The following is a 19273-nucleotide window of genomic DNA, read 5'->3' on the forward strand; positions in this document are numbered from 1 at the left end:
GGTGGACGGGGCCGGGACCGCGTATCTGTGGTTCGGGTGAACAAGCGACCACGCAATCCGTTGTGAGGCGAGCAACTCTCCTCGGCGCCTCACCCGGGCGACGCTGAACGGTAAACCGCGATCGTCGAGACCTGAGCGTCAGCTCAGTCCACTTGCCACGCTTTTCGAGAAAGGCTTGATGTCATGACCGGAGTATCCGCGTCCGCCTTTGGCGGGCCACATAGCCCTGTCGACCCCTGGTCCGACGATGTCCTGAGAAGCCCGTTCAGGACCTACGCGGAGTTACGGGATGCCGGCCCCGCGGTCTGGCTCGATCGCTACGATTTGGTTGCCATCCCCCGATTCGCGGAGGTGAAGTCCGCTCTGGCAAATTGGCACGCCTTCTCCTCGGCTTCTGGCGCGGCGGTCGAGCCAGAGGTCAACGCCGTGGTGTCCCGTGGCGTGCTGGGTACCGATCCGCCGGAGCTTGCGCCCATGCGGGAGCGGATCTCGCGCGACCTGACTCCCCGGCGCGTCGCTGCACGGTCAGAACTGATCCGGAGCACTGCCGAGGCGGCCGTCACACAAGCCCTCGCCCGCAGCGAGATCGACGCTGTCGGCGAGCTTGCCGGCCCCTACGTCGCTTCCCTCGTCGGCAGCTTGCTCGAACTGCCCGGGTCGGCTGTCGCTGACCTGCCCAGCCTCTCCGCGACCGCCAACAACCTTTTCGGACCGGCGTCTGACCGGCAACGCGAGGGTCTCGAGGCGTTCGCCACCATCGGCTCCCGCGCCGCACAATTCGCTGTGCAGCGAGTACCAGCGGGAGCGACCGAACAAACGATCGGCGAAAAGATCGAGGACCTGGGCATTTACATGTTCCCAGGTGTCGAGACCATCATCCAGGCGTTGACGAGCGCCCTGTATCTCTTCGCTCGTCATCCCGAGCAGTGGGACCTGCTGCGTGAGGACCCGTCACGCATTCCAGATGCGATCTCTGAGGCGCTACGTCTGCACTCACCCATCCGGCACTTCACCCGAATGACGACGCGACCTACCGACGTGGGGACGGTGACCGTCCCCGAAGGAACCCGTGTCCTCATCATGTACGGCTCAGCGAATCGGGACGAACGGAATTTCCCGGACCCCGATATTTTCAACATCACCCGTGAACCTTCGCAGAACATGGCTTTCGGTCACGGCGCGCACCATTGCGTCGGAAAGAACCTGGCCCATCGCGAGATTCACACCATACTCGAACTGCTTCTCCCACAGGTGCGCCGAATCACGTTGAGAGAAGAGCCGAGGTGGGGAACAAATCTCACGGTCCATGGACTGGAGCGGCTCGACATCGCCTTCGAGCGTGACTGAAGGCCGACATCAGCGCCGCGTCCTTGAAGGTTGACAAAGTTCACCGGTCTCGAAGGAACTTGAGGAGGTCGTCGTTGGCATTCTGTGATACGCCCGGGTGGGCCAGTCGATTTGAGGAACTGATGGCGGCCCTGGTTTTCAGACGTACTGGATCAGCTGCCGTTCCGGCGATCGATTCGTCGGGCGCGACCAAGGACTGCTCATTGATCAATGCGGCGGACGTGGAACCCGGCCGATGCTTTCAGGCGTCTGGCCGGGTTCCGGGCCTAGTTAGCGGCGCGGCCATGGACATGCTCGAACCCCACGACGACTGCGTTGCTGGTGGGCCGACATAACTGTTCCGTGTCGAACCGGGCGCCGCTCCGTTGGAGGGGCTACCGTATCCGTCCCGTGCGTAGCGGGCTCTGCCTCGGCGTTCGTGGCGACAAGACGGTCAGTGGTGTCGAGATCGTGCAGGAGCCATGTACCGGCGAGAGCGACCCTGCGTTGGCATTCCGCGTTGATATCATCGGCCCGCTTCTTCAACTCGGCGAAATCCCACCGCTTCCCGAGAGCAGCGCTCCGAGGGCGGCGACCTTCTACACCTTGACGAGCACGGCGCGAACGTCGGGAAGCACGTGAAGGTGACCGGTGCCGCCGTCCTGCATGCCTTCGTCATGCCTCTCTGCCGCGACGAGCCGGTATCCGTACGGCGGCCGGCCGCCGAGGTGACGGCCTTGCTCGATCACCTGGGCGCACATGGCCGCCTTTGCCCGAAACCGCGAACGCTGGACCGCCCGCCTGGAGTGCACGCCGAGCAGGGCCAGTAGTGACAGGGAAGCTCGTTGCCGGCGTCGACCGGGCCGTTGAGCTCGGGCAGCCACAGCTGCACGCCGTACAGCTTGAACAGCGGCGCGAGGTCGCGGAGCTGGTTGCCGTAGAAGGCCCGCTCGAACTCTCCCACGACCACCGCGTCGAACCCGCGGCCAGGGTCGGCCAGGGCTGACAGCAACCGCGCGGCTTGCGGGCGACGTGGCCAGGGCACCTGCCGCGAGACACCGACGTCGAAGAACTCGGCCACGATCACGCCCCGCCCATCGATCACCTCCTCGGCGAAGTCGCGCTGCCACCGCGCCGACGACAGCCGATCCTGGAACTCCCGGGTCGACATCCGCCCGTAGAAGGCGAACCGTATGCCCATGTGACTTAGTGCCGGCGGGCGCCGTGTCCGTAAGCGGCCTCGCTGGTCCGGCTGCCGGAGCCACCAGCCGAGCAGGTCAGGACCGTCCAACTCCGGCGCGTACCGCATCAGGAGACTCCCCATGTCGAGGCTTCGTTAACAGCCACCTCCGTTGATATGGATAGACAACGATTCAGCCCTCTGCGGGACTCGGCCACTCGCACGATTGTCGGCCTGACCTCCCCCGATCAGAGGGGGTTGCTGTGGATTGAGGGTGATGAAGGAAAGGCGCGAGGTATCTCCGGCGCGGCACCGGCTCGCCCACTACGCCGTCAGGACCCCTGCGTGGGCCGCAGACGGTGTCGAAGGCCGGGTTGACGTCCCGGCGGTGCCCTGCCACAGGTCGTGCCACTCGGAGTCCGCGGCCACGATATCCGGTCGGGGGTCCGCGCAGCCAGTGCCGTCAGGTCGTCGGGCAGATCGAACCGGTCACCCCCGTAAGCAGGCTCTGACCTGCTAATCAGCCCTCCTCGCCGTCAGGGGGAAGCTCAGCCCGACAGCACGCTACATCTTCTAGAGACTTCGCCTGGAGACCAGCAAGTTGGCGGTCAGCGTTGTGTGAGAGGTTCAGGCAGTGGCTTGCTGTGCACCACGACAAGTTCCCGGTTCGCCCGGGTCAGGCTCGTGTACAGGGTCCCGGCGAATTCCTCCTGTCGCACGAAGTAGCGCGGCTCCACGACCACGACCCCGTCGAACTCGACACCCCTTGCCGAGTCGGGCGTGCGGACGGCCAGCCGACGTCCCTCCCTGGCCCAGTCGCCCGCACCCGCTGCCATGTCTGTTCGTCGCCACCCGTCGCTGAGAAGCAGTTTGTCGATAGCGTCCGGATCGGTGGTGATGATCGCTGCCGTTCCTCCGGGGTACGAGTCCAGCAGTCTGCTCGCCTCACCGACGGCCCGAAGGTCGCGCTTGCCAGGTGTGCTGGCTCGGATGATGGACGGTTCCGGCCCGTCGGTCTGAAGTGAACAGGGTTGGTTCTCGTTGGGCGGCAGTAGGCGGTTGGCGAAGTCGAGAATCGGCTGGGTGGAGCGGTATCCCCGTTCCACGACCTCGGGCTGGAACAGCTGGGCATCGGGAAGTACGTGCAGTCGCTCCGCCAGTTCGTGCCAGTCGAGGTGGCTGATGTCCAACCGGCGGCGTTGGTTCAGATCGCCGACGATTGTCCATCGTCCGCCGGCGTTGTGAGCCTGGATGATCTTCCATTCGAGTTCCGAGACATCCTGGGCCTCGTCGACGACGATGTGTTCGTACCTGGACCGTTTGTCGCTGAGCAGCGTGCCCAGTTGCGCGAAGAGAGGAAGGTAGCGACGTTTCCCCCATGCCTTCGTGAACGGTGGGAGCGCCTCGATCCACCGCTGTTCCGCCTGGCTGGTCGGCGGTCGTCTGTGTGGGTCGTTGCTGCTACGGATGGCCTCGTAGGTCATCTTGATCAGGTCGGTCAGACGGCTCGCCTTCCATTCCGGTCGGTCCTGGCTCTCCACCACCGCGTGTTTTGCCAAGGCCACGATGAAGCCGCCGACGTCATCGGCCGTCCCCTCACCCGGCTGTACCGTGGTGCCCAGACCGGCGAGTTCGGCGAGCCATTCGGGAAGTGACTTGACCGTTATGGCTCCGGTCGGGTCGAGTTCCCTGACTGTCCGTGACACGTGGCGAACGTACTGTTCGGTGGGTCCAAGCAGGAGCACCCGTGGGATCTGGCCCTTCTTTGTCGTCTCCTCGTTGACCAGATATCCCGCACGGTGCACCGCGATGATCGTCTTTCCTGTACCCGGATGTCCCTGGATGATCAAGGGCATCGTCGGCGGTTGGGTCACCAGGCGGTACTGGTCGGGTTGGAGAGTGGCGAGCACGGAGGTCATCGCCTCCGTCCGGGGCGCGTGCAGGGCGTAGCGGACCGCGTCGACGGCACGCATGCCGTTTTCGAGGTCGACGGCCGCCGAGGGGGACTGCTGTCGGTGCTCGGTCGGTTGTGGTCGGCCGTCGGGTGCCCGGTCGTTAACTCCGGGCGGCGTGGCGGGAGCGGCTTTCGGTATTGGCAGGGCGACGGTGTGTCTGATCAGTCTGGCGCGGTGGACGGCGATCACGTCGACTTCTCCGCGGTTGTCCGTGACGCCGAGGCGTTCAACCATGCCGACCAAGCGGCGACCGTCGATGGTCGGTGATCCGGCGCTGGCCAGTTCGGTGAGGACCGTCCACTGGGCGGTGGGGTTGTTCGCTCGCAGTACGGCGCGGGACAGACTGGAGAAATCGTGTGCGCCGTGGACGATGACGTGGCCAAAGGGCCTTTGGCTGTCGGCGCCTTTGACCGAGGTGACCAGTTGGGCGAACAGTGCGAGATAGCGCAGTTGCCCCCAGGCGGCTCCGAACGGCGGTAAGGTCGCGATCCATTCTGCAGAATACCTACCGAGCTTCAATGGTTCCGTGGGCACTCCGCCCATTCGGATCACCTCGTAGACGACCTTGAGCTTCGCCGACAGGCGTACGTCGCGTTGCGCCCACCCCAGGCGTCGGTGACAGATCGGTACGGCCTGCTCCACGATGTCCTTGACGTACCGGCCAACGTCAAGGGTGTCCGGCTCTCGGGTGTTCGTGAAGCGGGGGTATCCGGCGATTCCGACCAGCCACTCGGTCTCCTGCACGATGCTCAGGATCTTGGGTATGTCCGCGGCGGGCAGTCCGACGAGTGCCGCCGCGCTGTGGACTCTGCGGACGATCTTCGGGAGTGGGGTGGTCCATGCTGACACGATCAGCACGCGCCGTCGTTCGCGGGCCAGGTGCCGCACCATGTCGACCGCGCGCACGGCCGCGATGCCTTCGGGATCCGCCCGGGAGTCCTCCGAGAAAGCGACGACGAGCGGTGCGTCCGGTTGCCATGTCGCCAGGTCTGCCGGTTTGTCCGGCAGTGGCAGCCGGCCCGCGGTGCCCTTTCTCGCCACGGCGGCCCGACGCGCTGTAGGGGCAACCGGTAACGGTGGTTCCTTCCTCGGTGTGCTCGGACCGGGTGGTGTGGTCTGCCGGGCTTTCGGGACCTGCTCCGCGGGATGGTCTTGCGGCGCGGCGGTGCGGGCAGATGACGACGTCGAGCCGGCGGGGCGCCCCGCCTGCCGGCGTGGCGGTGCCAGGGGGACGCGCAGCTTCCCTGCCTTGAAAGGCGACTGGTCGGCCGGCACCGCGACAGCCCAGTCGTCGGAGCCGTGTACCACCTCTACATCACGCGCAGTGAGTGTTCGGCGCACCACCACATCTGTGTCTAGTTCATGGGCGGCGTTCGGGTCGAAGAACACCCTCGCTGTCCGTGCGGCCCAGTTGATGACCGGATAATCCCAGTCCGCGCTGCTGAGGTACCGCGTACCGACGTAGAAGGCGATCCCGAGATCCCGGTCCGGACCGGCAAGGCCGACTCGGCCGTAGAGGGGGCCGACGCTTGCCCGTTCACCCCGAGGGACGTTGTCGACGTAGCGCTCGTTCGCGGTGACGGAGATTTCAGGATTCTTCCGGGCGAGCCGTCGCTCCAACGCCCGCAGGTAGCTGCGGTTGGTGGCGATTTCGTAGGCGAGTTCCTCGTCGCTGATCTTGGCCACCTACCGCACCTCCACTACGCAGACGGCCAGGTCCTCGGTACTGAGCATGGCCGTCGATCGTGCCGTTATGTCCTGGAGGAGGCCCGCGTGGCGGTTGTCCTCTCGACGCTGTTGGGCCTGGAAGAGCGGCACCATGCGCTCCCTGCCACGGGTCCGCAGGGTGGCGATGCGCGACTCCAGCGACTGTGTCCGCCGTTGATGGACCTGCTCAACGCTCAGTCGTCGTGAGGCGAGGAACGCCTCGTTCTCGGCGGCCAACGTGTTCTGGCTCCGGAGCTGCCTTTGGACCAGCAGGTCACTGCTTACGCCGAGCGCGGGCCGTAGGTCGATCGACCCGTCGAACCACGCGGGTTGCAGGTTTCCGGCTGCCACAGCCGCCATCAACCGGTCACCCAGGTCTGGGGCGACCTGTAGGGTCCGGGCGTCAACGGTGACGGTCCATACCTCATGCAGTGGCCTGACACCGTTCCAGTTGGCGATGCACAGATGGACGAGATAGGTGCCGGGAGCCACCCCGGCGCCCCGCGCCGGCATCGTAATCGCGGAGAACCTGGTCTGCCGGTGCCCTGGTACGTCCAACGCCGCCCGTACCAACGGGTGGTTGGCCGTCAGGAGCGGCACCCCGGTGGTTCGGGACGCCTCCTGGTCCAGGGACAGTTGAACCGGCAGTTGGTGAGTCAGGTCGCTGAGGATCTGGTCCACCTCGGACCTCGTCTTCTCACCGCGCCGTGCGAGGTCACGGACGTGACCGGCGAGCTCGCTGTTGCCGATCACAGTCACGTGGTCGCCACGGATCTGGCAGTGTCCACCGTAGCTACCCACCCAGTCGCTCACCAGCAGGGCCAGTTCCTGCTGTCCGACATACCGGCCCGATGCGAGTAGATCGGGCTCGAGGCCCTCGATGTCGACGCCGTCACTCGATAGGAGGTGGGGCGCCGCCGACTCGATCTCGTCCGCGGCCCGCTTCTGTTCCGCGACCGCTGCCAGGAACTCCCGAGTGCGCTGCTCTCGTTGAGCTGGGGTCAGGGCGAAGTTGAGCAGGGCCGACTCGACGTCGGGCCAGATGCTCTCGATGATCGGTTCCAGCGCCCCGATGGCGTGTTCGAAGATGCCGATCCGGGTGAGCAGCCGCTCGATGATGTCCGATTCGATCGTCCCGGGCGTCGTGAAGTTGATGATCACGACTTTTTGCTCGGTCTGGCCTATCCGGTCGATCCGACCGATGCGCTGCTCGACCTCCATCGGATTCCATGGCAGGTCGTAGTTGATCAGAACGGAGCAGAACTCGAAGTCCAGGCCTTCGCTCGCGACCTTGGTCGCCACGACGATGTCGTAGCCACCTGCCCGGAAATCGGCCATGACCCTGGCCCGGTCGTCCTTGCCGACACCACCGTGCAGTACCGCGGTCCTGTACCGGCTCTGCAGATGCCGCTCGAGGTAGGACAACGTCCTTCGGGAAAAGGTGAAGACGAGTCCCTGCCTGCCCTGGCTGATCAGATCGTCGACAACGCGGAGCAGCCGATCGAGCTTCGTGTCCACGTCGATGCCGGCTGCCAGATCCCGCAACCGTGGCGACGGCGGCACATCCGGGCCGAGCACAGCCGCCGACTGCTTCGCCGTGGCGTCCACCTCATCCCGCACGCTCGGTGTCTGCCACGAGGTCAGAACGAGTGCCGCCGCCTCGGGGAGACAACTGCCCGCGAGGCGGAGCGGCATCTGCATGCCGAAGTGCAGTGGAGTGTTCTTGACCCTGGCCCGCTCGATGCACCACTGCAGGTATGCCTGATAAAAGTCGTGCTCCCGCTGAGTCCAGCGCACCTGGACGGGGCGCGGCTCTCGCACCGCCTTGTCCTCCTGGACCTCGATCTTGCGGGTGCGCGTGACCTGGGCCGAAAGCCCGCCCAACTCGCTACAGATCCGTTTGACCTGGACCACGTCGGTCGGGGACAGGTGAGGTCGCTCCAGGATCTCGCACAACAGTAAGAAATCGGGCCGCATGGCGATGACGCGGCCGAACGTGCTGTCGGACAGGTTCGACAGCCACCGCGTACGTGTGGCGTTGCTGACCGAGGCGTCGAGCAGCGAACCCATGATCCGATTGAGGACTGCATTGGGTTCGATCCGCTCCTGCAGGTCCGCCAGGTCCTGAAACTCGCCGGGCACCAACAGCTCAAGGAGGTTGTACAGATCGTTGTTGCGCAGGTTCACCGGGGTGGCGGAGAGGAAAACGTACGCATCCGCCCAGCGGGACAACAGCTCACCCAACGCGTGGCTTTTGGTGTTCGAGTTGCGGAAGACGTGGGCCTCGTCCACGATCACCAGGTCCAACTGGAGACCCAGTTGCTCGATGTCGGCCAACCCCTTCCACGCCCGTAGCCGCTCGACCGAGCAGATCCAGGCGATCCTTCTGGGCAGGCGATCCGATTCGAGACGGTCCTTGAGGTCGGCCAGCCCCGTACCGGTGAGCTCGGTCAACTCGAAGCCGAACCTTTCACGCATCTCGTGCTGCCATTTGGTCAGCAGTACGGAGGGACACACGACGAGCACCCGGTCCGCGTGCCTGCGGGCATCGAGTTCAGTCCACAACAGCCCGGCTTCGATGGTTTTGCCGAGACCGACCTCGTCCGCGATGAGCAACCGCAGGGACCCTGTGCTCAGCAACTTCATTACCGGCTTGAACTGGTACGGCCGGAAGATGGTGCGCGTCGCCCGGAACGAGAAGATCGTGTCGGTGAACTGCTTCTCCAGCTTCGCCCTGGTCAGGGTGGCGGCAAGGCGCTCGGCGGGGGCGGGCTCGGTGCATACCCATGCGTCGGGGGAGTCGACCGTCGGCCTCGGCAGCAGGACGCCCTCTTCGACACGCTGGATGCGGCTGCCGGCAAAAACCTGGTAGATCCATCGACCGTGCACGAATTGACGGGACTTAATCATGCCGTCCTGCCCGGCTCGGGTGATTACCTCGTCGGTGACGTCGAATCGGGGCAACGGCACCTCGTGGGCGCTGTCCCAGAGGTGGTCGAACCAGCCCAGTGCAGAGGCCACGGGTGAGTCCTCGGCTACCTCGGCGGCCGGCTCGTGAATCCCCGCACCGGGCATCGCGCCTGAGGTGACCACGAGCAGCGGAGCGGGGTCTAGGCCCCCGAACCAGTAGACCCCTTCAGGCAGGCTGACCGTCGGGACGACGATCTGTTTCACCCGCTCAACCGATCCCGCAGGATCGGGCAGATCGGCGCCGAGAGCCAGTACGTCAGTGAAGAGCCCGGTAGCGAGCATGGCGGTCGCATCCGTCACCAGCGGGTGGTATCCATGTGTGACCGCGAGGACACCTGGATCGGGAAAGATCCTCCGGCCTGCTCCGCCAAGCGCGCGCACTGTCATCCTCCATGGTCGACTCGGACTGTTCCGTAGCCCTGCCCGTCCTGCGGCAACGCCGTCAGGTGTTCTCCTCCGAGCGTGGGGACCGGCGGAGGCGGAGCCACCGTATGGGGCCCCGGTCTCCGTCAGTGGTGGCTGTCGTGGGGCCGGATCGACGGCCCCGGCGGACGTGGCGGAGGGTCGAGGGGCGGCTTGGCGTGCAGGCCCCCGTCCGGCCGGGGCCACCGTCCGGCCTGCCCTGATGGCTCGGACGCTGCTGATGTCCGGACGGGCTCGTCGTCACCGCGCGGTCCAGCCGTTCGACGGCGGATGCGTGCCTGTGGCCGAGAGATTGAGGCATTGGCCGACACCGCACCAATCTAGGTGCGCTTCCGGCAGTAGGAAAGGGCTTGATCGACGAGGGTTGGAGGACGTTCAGGTGTGTGTGACTGACCGATCTGGTGGGCCGAAGGTGAGGTTCCCCCGGTAGCTCGGAGATTTTGATGATCCCCAGCTTTCATGGAGTCGTCGTGGTTGGTTTCATGCCACGGACAGGGATATCGGTCGGTCTCTCTCATACTCGATCGGGGTGAGCATGCCCGGTGAGGTGTGGCGGCGTTGCCGGTTGTGGAAGATCTCGAGGTACTCGAAGATCGCGTTGGCGGGTTCGATGCGGGTGCGCCACCGCTGCCTGTCGAGGAGTTCGGTCTGGATGCGGCCCCAGAACGATTCCATCATGCCGTTGTCGTAGCAGTCGCCGATCGAGCCTATCGACGGTGCGAGGCCGGCGTCGTGGACCCGGCGGGTGAAGACCCAAGAGGTGTACTGGACCCCGTGATCCGAGTGGATGATCGTGCCCGGCTGCGGTTGGCGGTTGCTGATCGCCACGCCCAACGCGTTGGTGACCAGTGTGGCGGTCTGGCTGGCGTCGATCGACCAGCCGACGACCTTCCGCGAGTACGTGTCCAGCACGACCGCGCGTAGACCTTGCCCTCCCTGGTCTGGTGTTCGGTGATGTCGGTTACCCACAGCCGGTTGGGCTCGACACGGGTGAAGTCACGGTTGACCAGGTCCGCCGCGGTCGGAGTTTGATGCTTCGGCCGGGGACGCCGCCGGTGGGGAAGGCCTTTGATCCCGGCCCGCCGCATCATCTCCACCGTGTTCTGGCCGACAATGATGCCCTTCCCGAGTCGCAGCTCCGCGTGGACTCGTCCCGCGCCGTACATGCCTCGAGACGCGGCGTGGACCGCCCGGATCCGTTCGGTCAGCCACGCGTGTCGCAGCGCCCGCGCCGACGGCGGCCGGTCGAGCCAGGCGAAATAACCCGACACGGACACCCGCAAGACGCGGCAGCCCACGGCGACCGGCAGTCCCTCAGCGGCCATCCGTTCGATGGCCGTGTACCGGCCTTTTGGGGGCACCGCCTCCTTGAGCAACTCAGCGGCACGGCGGTGCACCGCGAGTTCGGTCTCCAACTCGGCGATACGCCGCCGCGCGGCGACCAGCTCGGCCTGGTCCTTCGAGCTGATTCCGGGTAGCTGCCCGGTGTCGATCAACTCCTGGCGGCGCCAGGTATAGATGGTCTGGTCGCTGATCTGCAGGTCCCGGACCAGGTCGGCCGCCAATCGGCCAGCCTTAGTAGATGAAGGACCTTGCGGCGGAACTCGGGTGGATAACTCCTCGGCACGTCTCTCCTCAACGAGCGAAACGCACGAAAGTCAACCAAACCGACTCCATCGAACCCGGGGAACATCAAACCCCTCCGAACTATCGGGGGAACCTCACTCCGAGCGCCAAGGCGAAGGCTGTCTCTGATTGACCGTGGTGCGTCGGGACTCTACTGTTCAACGCTTGAACACCTGTTTCGGCAGGCGTGCTGGATGCGTGTGGCCGATCAGATGCAGCTACGTTTGCCTCCCTGTGGCGTGGCGAGCCATGGACGAATCGAAGGACAAAGATGAGCGCGAGCGGGACCCGTACTTGCTCCTGATGCGGCGCAGAAGGGCACGACAAGCGGTCGTGCCAAGTTTCTCCCAACGCTGGGCAGTGCAGCGTCTGTTTCTACCGGGGGCACGACAAGCGCAACTGCCCGCGCAAGTGAACCAGGTACGCAGGGTCATTGCGTAGTGGACAAGAAATGCCCTGCCGCGTCCGGGACACGCGATCCCTGCCCTGACGGCTGCGCCATAGACTTCGCCGGTGCTCGTAGCGCACGGCGAGTTTGTCGAAGCGGGTCGCGACGGCCCGGTTGCGCTTCAGGCGGTTGATCCCGCACTCCACGGCATGGCGCTGCTGTACCGCTCGGGGTCGAAGGCCGGTGGCCGGCCACCCTTGGAGCCGGGTTGGCGTCCTGGTCAGCCTTGGACGGGATGGTTGCGGCGATCCCGCGTCGGCGCACGTAGCGGCGGTTGGATCGGGACGTGTATGCCTTGTCCGCCAGGACGCGGTCCGGGCGAGTCCGAGGCCGGCCCGTGGCCAGCCGGGGCACCCGGATGCCGTCGAGCACCGGGATGAACTGCGGGCTGTCCCCGCGCTGCCCGGCGGTCAACACGATTGACAGCGGCTTCTGCCCTTGCTCGCAGGCCAGATGCAGCTTGGTCGTCAGCCCACCGCGTGACCGCCCCAAGGCGTGATCGTCCGGCTCGGTGGTGACGCCACCCGGCGGTTCGGCCTGTAGATCCCCCTTTTACGCGCACCGGCGGCATGCTGGTGTGCCCGGGCGGACCACGAGTCGACCGACACATCCCACGTGATGCGCCCAGCCGCGTGGGCCATCGCCTGCAACTTGGTCAGGATCTTCGCCCAGGTTCCGTCGCGCTGCCAGCGGCGAAACACCGCGTACGCCGCCGCCCAGGACCCGTAGCACTCCGGCACGTCCCGCCACGGGGCACCGACTCGGATCCGCCACCGGATACCGTCAATGAGCTGCCGCTTCGTCCATGTCGGCGGCCGTCCCGGCCTACGCCCCACGGGCAACACCGGCTCAAGCGCCGCCCACTGCGCGTCGGTCAGGTCGTGCCGCCTCGTCACCGCTACAGTGGCCACGAGGTCTCCGTGCTGATGGTCTTCTTCGTCGATGAACCATCTACCGGAGACCTCGCTACGTATCGGTCACCGACGCGCCGGGTCCTCATCACCCCGCTACCGCCGAATTCGACCCAAGGCCCGAGTTGTACAGGCGGGCGAGGGCCGCACCCGGTCGAAATGAGGTGCTTGATGATCCCGAAGCCTGCCAGGCTGCGCGGCATGGACGTTCGTCTTGAGCCTTGGTCGGAATCCGCGCTCGACCTCCTGCGCCGGATCAACACTCCGCAGATGCGTCGACACGTCGGCGGTCCCGAGCCGGAGGAAAAACTGCTTGCCCGGCACCGCCGATACCTTGCCATGCCTGCGACCAGCTGCGGTTGCATGTTCGCCGTACTGCTTGGCGACGAGATGGTCGGCAGCATCGCCTACCACCAGCGTGACTGGCAGGGCGAGCAGATCTACGAGACCGGCTGGAACGTTCTACCGCCCTACCAGGGCCGAGGCATTGCCTCCGCAGCCGGCACCGCCCTGGTCACCATCGTCCGCGAGGCTGCCCGCCACCCCGACGCGCCCCACAGCCTGCACGCGTTCCCCTCAATCAAGAACGCCCCCTCCAACGCACTCTGCCACCGCCTTGGCTTCACTCTCCTCGGCCCCTGCAATTTTGAGTACCCGCCGGGCAGCGGCTCCCTCATACGCAGCAACGACTGGCGCATCGACCTCGCCAACTCCGGCCACCCACCCGCCCACCGCGTACCCAACCTCACCGGACAGAACAGCTGTCAGGCCCTACCACGTTAGGGGCGTGATCAGGCGGACATCCACAGCCAGCCCGGTTACCCACAGGCTGGAAAGTCACGGATGGCGCCGCCCGATCGTGTCCAGCAAGCTGATCGGTGTCGGCGAGATCGCCGCCGGGCTGCTGGCCACGGCGACGTGCAGGTGGAGCAACCCGGCCACGGTCAGTGGTCAGGTGTGGATCAGCTCGATCTCGATGGCGAGCACGCCGAGGGCTTCCTTCTCCGGGGCGTAGATGCGGCGGATGTTGGCGAGTTGGTGGTGGCGGGGGCTGTTGGGATTGACTTGGCTGGGCCTTCGGTGTCGAGCATCTGCTCGAAGGATTCGTACCGTGACACCCGTTTGACCTTGGTGAGGGCTTCGTCGCGGCCGCACGCAAACCGGATGTGTTGTCCCGGGGCGAGGTTGCGCAGGTTCGGGTACTGAACGCGGACCTCGATGGTCTTGCGGCCGGCGGCGAGCAGGTCGAAGTAGCGGCGGTAGAGGTTCATCTCCCGTGCCCTCGGCGGGGCTTCGGTGACTGGGTGGGCGATCATGATCCGATTCAGCTGCTGAGTGGTGTAGCTGCGGTAGAAGTGCTTTGGGTCGGACAGGAATTTTGATACCAGCCACACGAGGGTGTCCACGTAGTCGTCGATGCCGCCGGTCCATGCGGTGCTGTCGAGCATCCACGGCTGCGTACCGGGCGGGAGCGCGACGCGGCCCTCGTGGATGAGGCTTTTGGAGAGTTTCGCGACGGTGTCGGTGAGCACCATCGGGGTGAAGATCCGCGGTGGGGCGAGCAGGCCGCCGAGTTGCTGGTGGGCCTCGTCGACGAGTTGGCAGCCGTATGCCCAGTCGCCGCCCTTGACCATCACCGACAGGGTAACCGGGTCGCGGGCCAGGACGCGTTCCTTGACGAGGTTGCGATACAGGGTGGCCGGGTCCAGGTAGCCGCCGTCGGCGGCGACGTTCACCTTGTAGGTGCCGTGGTCGGTGCAGACGGCGGCGAAGGTGGCGTCCATCCGTCGGTGCATGGCCACCAGGCCGGCAGCGGCTAGGGCACGGCGTGGCGGTGGTCGACAACTGGTGAGGTCTCCGGTATCTGGTTCTGTGACCAAGCAAGAAACTTCATAGAGGAGACCTTGTGCCCACCGTAGCGGTGACGAGGTGGCATGACCTGACCGACAGGGGGCGTTCTGGCCCCGCTGCCGCCTGCCGCGCCGAGGACGGGTCGTCTGCCGAAGTGGGAGAAACGGCAGTCCTGGACGGACGGTCCCCTGGGCTGGCCCGGAGGCGGCCGACCCGACCGCCCGTCGGTCTCACCGGCGCCGGAACTGCCGGTGACCAGGCCGGGAAGCGCGGCGGCAACGCCGTGATGATCGTCACCGCCGCACCCGCCCCGCCACCCGGGCGAAGACGACTCACAGATTGTCCGCCAGAAGCAGTTTGCGCGTGTCGTCGGCGGTGACGGAAACGTCCCTGGGAATCGGTCGCCTGCTCTTGCTGCCACGGTTTATCAATGCTTCTTTCCGGACCAACCTGGGTCAGTCGATATTGTCTCGACGGCCAGCGCCGGTCGCTGGTCGCCGCGCCTCGGAAATGTCAGGACGCAGCCTCGACCGTGGGCTTTCGTCACGCATTCAGACGCGGTTTCCCGGGTTCGTGACTGACCTCGGCTGTCCCCAGTGGACCCAGCGAGGTGGTCGGCCGGGTCGGCGGTTTCGCGAGTAGCTGACGCATTCCAATCAGGGTGGAGTGGGTGATAGGCGGTTGACACATGTAGATCTTTCGGTGTACTAGTAGATCTCGGGGAGGCTTCATGCAAGGGACGAGTCTGAGGCGACATCAGGACCGCAGCCGGAAAACGACACGTTGGAAGAAGCGCCGGGGTGTTCGGAGATCGCCCCGACGTGCGCCCTGGTCGGTAGCGGCGTGGGCAGGCGAAACAGGGTTCCGCGACGCCGGGTGGGCGTGGTGTGCCGGTGACCTGTCGTACGACACGATCGGCATCTCCGCCGTGCGGTCGCCGTCGCCGTGCGGGAGGGCTCGCTGGGTGTGCGACGCTGCGGTGTGCGCCGGATCCATTCGGCCGGCTGGGGACGCTTACCGCCCGGTCGATCGGCCCGGACCGGGAAGCGGCCGGCCGGCGGCCGGGCCGGCGGTTCGAGTGCCCGGGCTGATGTCCAGACCCCATTTGCTCGGTCGAAGCCGGTCCGCGTAAAACGCTGACGCGTATGTTCTTCCTGCCGTCCTCCCGGTGAGCTGAAGGAGTTGGCAAGCCGGTTTCGTTTGGTCGTTGACGCCGCGTGAGAGAGCGGGCGGCGTGCTTGCGCCCACTGCTCAAACGGCGACGATGAACGCTGCCTATCGTAATCCAACGAGCGCCGATTTGTCACGGGGTAAATCATGCCATTGCCGGTTCGTGTGCTCAGGTGGATTCCTCGATGGTCGCCCAATGTGACACCGCCCTTCCTGTGACCGCAACCGTGCCCGCCGTCCTCATTGGATATCCAGCGTCGAAGTCGCCGGAGGTGTTGGGTTGCGAACCCAGACGACAAGAAGTCCACGCCCGAATTCGTCGAATAAGCCTGCCGACCAGAGGGAACCTGGCCAGCGACTGCCGGTATCCTCTCTATTGCCCGGCGACTCACCACGGCTGGACGGGGAGAACGCCGAGTACACCCGGGTGCTTGCCGATTCGGAGGACCCGCTGCCGCCAATCCTCGTCCACCGCGCCACCATGCGGGTGATCGACGGCATGCATCGGCTGTATGCGGCCAGACTGCGCGGCGAGTCGATGATCGACGTGCAGTTCTTCGACGGCACCGAGGACGAGGCGTTCATTACCGCGGTACAGGCCAACGCCTCACATGGTCTGCCGTTGACGCGTACGGACCGGGAAGCGGCCACGGCGCGGATCATCGCGGCGCGTCCCGGGTTGTCGGACCGGTCAATCGCCTCGATCACCGGGCTCGCCGGGCCGACGGTCGGCCGGATCCGCCGCCGAATGGGTGTGGACGGACGTGACGCGGGGACGCGTACCGGGCAGGATGGGAGGGTCAGGCCGCTCAATAGTGCCGACGCCCGGCGAGTGGCAAGCAAGGTGATTGCTGAACGCCCGGGTGCCTCGCTACGGGAGGTCGCGGAGATAGCGGGAATTTCGCCCGCGACGGTGCGCGACGTTCGCGAGCGGGTGCGGCGTGGGGACGATCCTGTCCCGACCGGTCAGCGCACGGGGCGGGGGAAGCTGTCGAAGTCCCGCCAACGTGCTGGTTCCCTGGCTGCCTCGTCCGGACCGGGTGAACTGGATCTCAACGGACGGGACCTGACCACGCTGCTGCAGAACCTGAGCAAGGATCCGTCGCTGCGCTACACCGAGTCCGGGCGGGCTTTGCTCAGGACGCTCTTCTCCGGGGCGAGCGGTCCGAAAGGCTGCCACGACCTGATGGACGGTATCCCCACACACTCCGCCTACCTGGTGGCAACCGTGGCCCGTGCCTGCGCCCAGGAGTGGCTCGAGTTCGCGGCCCGACTGGAGAACCAGATACAGGAATCAGCATAGTCCTGTTCAACTGATCATTCGTTTCAGTTGAACGGGGATGCCGGATCTTGACAGCTGGAATTCCGGCGGCTTCAGTAAATGTTAGTCTCAGTCCGTTACCCATTCGGAGGGTACGATGCATCAACGTTCGGCGCGAAAAATCTTTTCCCGGGCCGCCGCAGTGGTTATCGTCTCGGAGCGCTCCTGAATCCCGGCGGTCCGCGACTGCGGAGCAGAAGACATTGAAGGGCTGCGGCTACCGGCCCTCGGACGCGCACGGGGACGCTCTGACGCAGATGCAAAACGTACGGCGCGACCGGTCAGGAGATCGGCACTGCTCACTCTCCGGCCGGATCGTCGCACTACTGAAAGCTCCCTGACGACCGAATGTTAACGAGATCGAGGTTCTTGATGAAGATTGCGGTTCTCGCTCCGCTGAGCAACCCTGTGCCCCCCGAGTTCTACGGTGGAACGGAGCGGGTCGTCAGCACCCTGACCGAAGAACTGGTGCGCCGGGGGCACGATGTCACCCTGTTCGCCAGTGGTGACAGCCAGACGACGGCCCGGCTGGTGCCGGTCTGCGAAAAGGGGCTGTGGAAGGTCGCCGACCAGGGTGCGGACCGTCTGGGTCGGGTCGAGGTCCTAGCCATGTTGAGCGACGTGTACAGCCGAGCCGACGAGTTCGACGTGATTCATGCGCACACGGATGAGGAATACACCCTGCCGATCGCCAAGCTCACGCGTACGCCCACCGTACTTACCCTGCATGGCAGGTTGGACGTCAACCCGCACCTGTGGGAGTGTGCGCGGTTGCAGGTCACGCCCCTGGTGAGCGTCAGCCTGGCCCAGCGCGCCCCGCTGAGTCACCTCGACCTACCGTGGGCCGGCGTGGTCCATAACGGTATATCGATCGAGCGGTACCAATTCAGCCAGGACACGGGGAAGTATCTCGTGTTTGTCGGTCGGATCACCCCGGACAAGCGTCCGGATCTGGCGGTCCAGGTTGCCCGCGAGGCCGGGCTCCCGCTGAAGGTGGCTGCGGCCGTTCATTCGGTGGACCGGGAGTACTGGCAGAACAAGATTCGCCCACTCTTCCTGGCCAACGACGTCGAATTCCTCGGCGAGATCGGTGACGAGGAGAAGCCGGAACTGTTCGGGGGCGCCCTGGCGACCCTGTTCCCGAGCGACTGGCCGGAGCCTTTCGGACTGGTCATGCCGGAGAGCATGGCTTGCGGAACACCGGTCATCGCGCTTGACCGTGGTGCGGTGCGCGAGATCATCGAGCCCGGTGCGGGCGGATACATCTGCCGGGATGGCGCGGAGATGGTCCAGGCCGTGAGCGCCGCCAGTCGGCTCGACCGCGCCGTCTGCCGTGAGCAGGCGTTCCGCTTCAGCGCGGAGCGCCTAGCGGTCAACTACGAGAGCGTCTATTCAACGGTGATCGAGGAAGCCCGTACCGGTGTGGTCGCGGCGTAGCTGCCGCCGCCCTGCCACATCCGGCTGATGCCGTCGCGCAGATCCGTGCTGGGCCGCCAGCCCAGCACGGACGCGGCGAGGTCCACATCCAGGACCGCCTCGAACTGGTCGACGCCGCGACCCGGCACCGCCTCGACGGTGACCTCCCGCCGCACGGTCGACACCACGTGGCCGAGCAGGCGGGACAGTGAGGTCGGCCGCCCCGAGCCAATGTTGATCACCTCGGGCCAACTGGTCCCGTTCCTGCCGTAGGACGTGATGCGCCAGAGCGCCTCGGTGACATCGGTGACGTAGACGTAGTCGCGGACGGCGTCGGGATCACCGAACAGCCTCAGCGGCGCACCAGCGGCCGCCGCCGCCAACCAGTGCGCGACCACGCCGTGTCCGGGCCCGGCGCGTTGGCCGGCGCCGTAGACCGTGGCGAGCCGCAGAATCAGGCTGGGCACCGCGGCACGTCGCGCGGCCAGCTCCCGCTCGAGTCGAAGCTTGGCCCTGCCGTACGCCGTCCTGGGGTCGGTCGGCGAGTCCTCCCGGAAGGGCACCGGTGAACGTTGATCGTAGAGATAGACGCCGGTGCTGGCGAAGACGACCAACGGCGGGCGCTGCAGTGTCGTGAGGGCGTCGAGCACCCTGGTGAACTGGTCGCGGTCGGCGTCGACGCGGGCGGGATAACGCTCGGCGCTGGCCGCGTGGACGCTGGCAGCCAGATAGAAGATCACCTCGACGCCGGCCAGTTCGGGCCGGAGGTGACCGCCGGGGGATAGCAGCGGACTGCTCCTGGTGAATTTGGCGACGGCCGCGCCGTTGGATGCGAGTTTCGCACTGAGATGTGATCCGATGAACCCCTCGGCACCGACGACTGCGATGCGGGAGCGCTTCGGCGAAATCCTCATGGGTGCCTCCCCGGGGTGGCAAGAAATCGCGAGATCTGTATAGCAGATTGTCGAA

The 19273-nt window shown here is 65.9% G+C and carries 10 protein-coding genes and 2 pseudogenes; 4 read left to right on the forward strand and 8 right to left on the reverse strand.

The features are described from left to right. Positions 1-183 precede the first annotated feature (183 nt). Complete coding sequence (locus ACI2K4_RS00075) at positions 184-1347, forward strand: cytochrome P450 (protein ID WP_404507561.1); 1164 nt, start codon at positions 184-186, stop codon at positions 1345-1347. Positions 1348-1925: 578 nt separating this feature from the next. On the opposite strand, the gene ACI2K4_RS00080 is transcribed toward ACI2K4_RS00075, so the two are convergent. The 6 genes and pseudogenes from ACI2K4_RS00080 to ACI2K4_RS00105 all read right to left on the reverse strand — a co-directional run. Then, positions 1926-2075 carry a hypothetical protein gene (locus ACI2K4_RS00080; protein WP_404507562.1) on the reverse strand — a complete coding sequence of 50 codons (150 nt, stop codon included), beginning with the start codon at positions 2073-2075 and terminating at the stop codon, positions 1926-1928. Further along, positions 2072-2527 carry a recombinase family protein gene (locus ACI2K4_RS00085; RefSeq protein WP_404507563.1) on the reverse strand — a complete coding sequence of 152 codons (456 nt, stop codon included), beginning with the start codon at positions 2525-2527 and terminating at the stop codon, positions 2072-2074. Before ACI2K4_RS00085 ends, ACI2K4_RS00080 begins: the two co-directional genes overlap by 4 nt. A 587-nt stretch (positions 2528-3114) precedes the next feature. Further along, a complete protein-coding gene (locus ACI2K4_RS00090) occupies positions 3115-6081 on the reverse strand; it encodes a UvrD-helicase domain-containing protein (RefSeq protein ID WP_404507564.1) in 2967 nt (988 codons plus the stop codon). Between the two features lie 66 nt (positions 6082-6147). Beyond that, entirely contained in the window at positions 6148-9438 is a 3291-nt protein-coding gene (locus ACI2K4_RS00095) for a DEAD/DEAH box helicase (protein ID WP_404507565.1), read from the reverse strand. Between the two features lie 603 nt (positions 9439-10041). Continuing rightward, positions 10042-11188: pseudogene (locus ACI2K4_RS00100) on the reverse strand (IS3 family transposase). A gap of 527 nt (positions 11189-11715) precedes the next feature. After that, a pseudogene (locus ACI2K4_RS00105) lies at positions 11716-12531 on the reverse strand (IS5 family transposase); the annotation flags it as partial. A gap of 186 nt (positions 12532-12717) precedes the next feature. Here ACI2K4_RS00105 and ACI2K4_RS00110 point away from each other — a divergent pair. Next, positions 12718-13329 (forward strand): GNAT family N-acetyltransferase, encoded by a 612-nt coding sequence (locus tag ACI2K4_RS00110; protein ID WP_404507566.1) that lies wholly within the window; start codon positions 12718-12720, stop codon positions 13327-13329. 179 nt (positions 13330-13508) lie between these two features. Here ACI2K4_RS00110 and ACI2K4_RS00115 read toward each other — a convergent pair whose 3' ends face one another. Beyond that, the gene (locus ACI2K4_RS00115) at positions 13509-14330 is read right to left on the reverse strand and encodes an ASCH domain-containing protein (RefSeq protein WP_404507567.1); all 822 of its coding nucleotides are present in this window, start codon (positions 14328-14330) and stop codon (positions 13509-13511) included. Positions 14331-15994: 1664 nt separating this feature from the next. Here ACI2K4_RS00115 and ACI2K4_RS00120 point away from each other — a divergent pair. Together ACI2K4_RS00120 and ACI2K4_RS00125 are read left to right on the forward strand one after the other, a co-directional pair. Next, entirely contained in the window at positions 15995-16870 is an 876-nt protein-coding gene (locus ACI2K4_RS00120) for a ParB/RepB/Spo0J family partition protein (RefSeq protein ID WP_404507568.1), read from the forward strand. A gap of 390 nt (positions 16871-17260) precedes the next feature. Further along, the gene (locus ACI2K4_RS00125; protein ID WP_404507569.1) at positions 17261-18325 is read left to right on the forward strand and encodes a glycosyltransferase family 4 protein; all 1065 of its coding nucleotides are present in this window, start codon (positions 17261-17263) and stop codon (positions 18323-18325) included. Here the strand turns inward: ACI2K4_RS00125 and ACI2K4_RS00130 are convergent. Beyond that, positions 18277-19218 (reverse strand): NAD-dependent epimerase/dehydratase family protein, encoded by a 942-nt coding sequence (locus tag ACI2K4_RS00130; protein WP_404507570.1) that lies wholly within the window; start codon positions 19216-19218, stop codon positions 18277-18279. The genes ACI2K4_RS00125 and ACI2K4_RS00130 overlap by 49 nt on opposite strands. Positions 19219-19273 lie beyond the last annotated feature (55 nt).

The sequence above is a fragment of the Micromonospora sp. NPDC050397 genome (genome assembly GCF_044901685.1).
Classification (GTDB): Bacteria; Actinomycetota; Actinomycetes; order Mycobacteriales; family Micromonosporaceae; genus Micromonospora_G.